Origin of the sequence: Flagellimonas marina (genome assembly GCF_042651185.1) — a bacterium.
Lineage (GTDB): Bacteria > Bacteroidota > Bacteroidia > Flavobacteriales > Flavobacteriaceae > Flagellimonas > Flagellimonas marina.
In genome coordinates this window covers 1-3,864 of record NZ_JBHSCL010000012.1, presented here as the reverse complement: position 1 = coordinate 3,864, position 3,864 = coordinate 1, and the positions used below count along the sequence as shown (strand labels likewise).

The following is a 3,864-nucleotide window of genomic DNA, read 5'->3' as shown; positions in this document are numbered from 1 at the left end:
ATATGCCAGTGGTTCTTGTAATATCCGAATGACCTTTTGATCAAGAGTATTTTGAGTTTCCCCCTACATATCCGAACACAGTTATATCTGCTGTGACCGAGCATTCAAAAGAATCTTGTTTTACTTGGATTTCTTGGAGACTTTCTTGTCTTGTCATATGGAATTGATTGAATCTCTACGAGGTATGCAAAAAAAACTATACCTTTAAAAACTGTGTAAAAGTAACACAAAAAGTGAAAACGATGTTGAATGTTGCTCTGCAAAGAGCATCAAAAAACATTAAAAACATCCAAAATAAGGAATTATAGGGCACAGTGCCAGTAATCCACAGTGGGTATGTATTGAGCTTGGTAACACAGGCTTTATATCTAAAGGATAAGATATTGTGCTGTTTAGTAGCCATTTATGAATAGATTAAAATTACTTTGTATTGCCTTAGTATCAATCGGGGCAGTATTTCAATCCATGCTTGGACAGGATACAAAGACATTCCTTTTTGTTGGGTCTTATACCGATGGTCAGAAGGCTACTGGTATAAGTGTATATCAGTTTGATTACATGTCCGGTGGTTTGACTCTGTTGGAAGAAGTGGGAAATTTGGTCAACCTATCTTTTCTTACATTGAGTCGGAATGGAAAATATCTTTACGCGGCTACCGAAGCAAGGTTGGAAACCCCGGGTTCGGTATCAGCTTTTGAGATTGACCCATCTAATGGCTCATTGCTATTTTTGAACAAGCAGACCACCAAAGGAAAGAATCCTGTGCACGTTGTGGTAGACAATGATGGTAAATATCTTGTAAGCTCAAATTATACCGACCCCATGATTGGTTTGTTTCAATGCGAAGCGGATGGAAGTTTAACTCCAATCCTACAATCCATAAAATTTGAAGGCAGCAGCGTTGTTGCGCCAAATCAAAATAGTGCACACCTTCATTCCAGTAATTTTGGACCAGAGGGGAAATACATTTTGTCTCCAGATTTAGGCGCTGATAAGATTCGGGTTTTTTCCTTAGATCAAGAAAAGGGCAAATTGATGGTTGAAGAAAACCTAACCCTTGATACCCAAAAAGGAGCAGGGCCGAGACATCTTACATTCCATCCAAATGGAAATTTTGCCTATTGTGTGGAGGAATTGAGTGGCACTGTTACAGCTTATGGTTACAACGATGGGAAACTTACATTGATTGACACCTATTTTTCTTATAGCAAAAAATCTGAAGGGATTTACCATGGTGCGGACATCCACATATCGCCGGATGGACTTTTTGCATATGTATCCAATCGATTGAAAGAAGAAAACACCATTGCCATTTTTTCCATTGATCCGCATACAGGGGAACTTACCTTACAAGGGCATCAAAGCACCTTGGGAGAGGTGCCAAGAAATTTTGTCATTGATCCTACAGGAAAGTTTTTGTTGGTGGCGAATCTTACATCGGGAACCATAGTTGTTTTTCGCAGGGATGAAAAAACGGGTCTATTATCCTATACGGGGAACAAAATCGAGGTCGGCCTTCCCGCGTGCTTAAAGATGAAAACGTTTAAGGACTAAAAAGGTCGATATGTAATCCAAGTCAATAATTGAAACAATGAATAATCTGATTAAAGTAGGAGTTTTGTCATTTGGACTATCGGGTAGCGTGTTTCACGCTCCTTTTCTTGATCAACATGAAGGTTATGAATTAGTTGGTATTGTTGAGCGGTCATCAAAAAAAGCACATTTCGCATACCCAAAGATAAAAAGCTATGCCTCTATTGATGCTATGATTGGAGATCCCAACATTGAATTAATAGTTGTAAATACGCCTAATAGCACGCATCATGAATTTGTATTGCAAGCCCTGAAGGCAGGAAAGCACGTCTTGGTGGAAAAACCGTTTGCTATAACTTCAAGGGAGGCCAAAGAATTATTTGCTTTGGCAAAGCAGAAGAACCTTTACATTATGCCCTATCAAAATCGGAGATATGACAGCGACTTTTTATCCGTAAAGGAAGTGTTGGAATCGGGAAAGTTGGGAGATTTAATCGAGGTTCATTTTCGGTTTGACCGATACAGATATACCATAGGAAAAAGTATTGCCAAAGAGACCGAGGTGCCAGGTTCTGGTGTGCTCTACAATCTAGGTCCCCATCTTTTGGATGGTGTCATTTCACTTTTTGGAATTCCCTCGACATGGAAAAAAACACTCGGAGAGTTCCGCCCAAATACGGTTGTGGATGATTACGCCCAGATTCATTTAAGCTATCATAATGGTCTACAGGTCTATTTGACAACCAGTTTGCTGGTTGCAGACCCAGGACCTGCATTTGTGCTACATGGCACCAAAGGTTCCTATAAAAAGAACCGTTCTGACGTACAGGAACACCAATTACTGAACGGTATAAAACCGGATGATCCTAACTATGGAATTGAAAAGGCTGATCAGAAAGGTATACTTACCATTGTTGGGGAAACAGGGGAAAAGACCAAGATGGAAGTTGAGTCAAAACAAGCTTCTTACATCAATGTGTATAACGATGTGCACCAAACTATCAAGAATGGTAAACCCTTTCCAGTGACAGAAGCCCAGATCATAAAGCAACTGGAGATTCTGGAAGCTTAATCAACAAGAGAAGTCCAAAAGCAAAGAACCACCTTGGTCGAAAATACGGTTTTGAAGTTCTACCCTGAGTAATAATATCCTGAACATTTGTATTTCAAGCAAAATACTTTTTTTTGGAAAATAAATACAAGTTCAAAGGGCTAAGAGTAACTAAAGCTTAAGGGAATCTCTTTTAGAAAAACCAATATTTTTTCTGCTTTCCGAAATTTTGTTTTTGATATAAAATGAATTTTTAACCGTTGGGGATAAAAATATCTATATATTTACAACTGTGTAAAAAGTACGCAGAAACTAAAATTTGGTATTGAGCCTGGAGGCAACCACCAAAAAAAATCTATGGAAAATCCAAAACGTAGAGAAGTTAAGGACAAAGTGTTGGCCGCTCATTTTTCGAAGGTGGGTACTACCCTTTGTTTGAGTAGCGGCAATCAAAATTTGTTTATGGTATTGAGGTTCCCATTGATGGTGGATTCAATGTTTTTGTGGTTGATAAAAACGGTAGCGTAGTGATAAAAAATCAATTTTTATGGGTTTAGAACAAACATGGCGATGGTATGGTCCAAAAGACCCAGTTTCCCTTTCTGATATTAGGCAAGCCGGGGCAACCGGAATAGTGACTGCCTTGCATGATATTCCCAATGGCGATGTTTGGCCCATTTCTGAAATCAATAAACGAAAGAAAATCGTGGAGGCCGCTGGCCTAACATGGTCGGTTGTGGAAAGCATACCTGTTCATGAGGATATTAAAAAAAGAACAGGAAATTATCCTGAGTTCATTGCCAATTACAAGCAAAGTATTGAAAACCTAAGCTCGTGTGGAATAGATACGGTGTGCTACAACTTTATGCCCATTTTGGATTGGACCCGTACCGATCTTTCCTATAAAATGCCAGATGGTTCGTATGCGCTTCGGTTTGATGCCGCCGAATTCGCGGCATTTGAACTCTTCATTCTCAAATGTGACAAGGCTTTTGATAACTATTCTGATGATGCCGTTGTACGCGCCAAGGACAAATTCAATGCTATGGACGAAGATACGAGGAACAGCTTGGTCCAGAACATTATCGCAGGATTGCCCGGGGCTGAGGAGGGTTATACCTTGGAACAGTTTCAGAAAGCCCTGGATACGTACAATACAATAGGAGATCAAGAACTCAGGGAAAATCTGTACAGTTTTATCAAAGAAATAGGGCCAGCTGCTGAAAAAGCAGGTGTTTTTCTGGCAATTCATCCAGATGATCCACCATACCCAATATTGG

Annotated in this window: 3 protein-coding genes; all 3 read left to right on the top strand. The window is 39.7% G+C overall.

All coding sequences use genetic code 11. The features are described from left to right. The first annotated feature begins 405 nt into the window (after window positions 1-405). On the top strand, window positions 406-1,554 hold the full coding sequence (locus ACFOWS_RS18060) for a lactonase family protein (protein WP_379767731.1): 1,149 nt from the start codon (window positions 406-408) through the stop codon (window positions 1,552-1,554). Between the two features lie 37 nt (window positions 1,555-1,591). Further along, complete coding sequence (locus ACFOWS_RS18055; protein WP_379767728.1) at window positions 1,592-2,605, top strand: Gfo/Idh/MocA family oxidoreductase; 1,014 nt, start codon at window positions 1,592-1,594, stop codon at window positions 2,603-2,605. A gap of 526 nt (window positions 2,606-3,131) precedes the next feature. Next, window positions 3,132-3,864: mannonate dehydratase (gene uxuA, locus ACFOWS_RS18050; RefSeq protein ID WP_379767725.1), on the top strand; the 733-nt coding region annotated here is incomplete at its 3' end.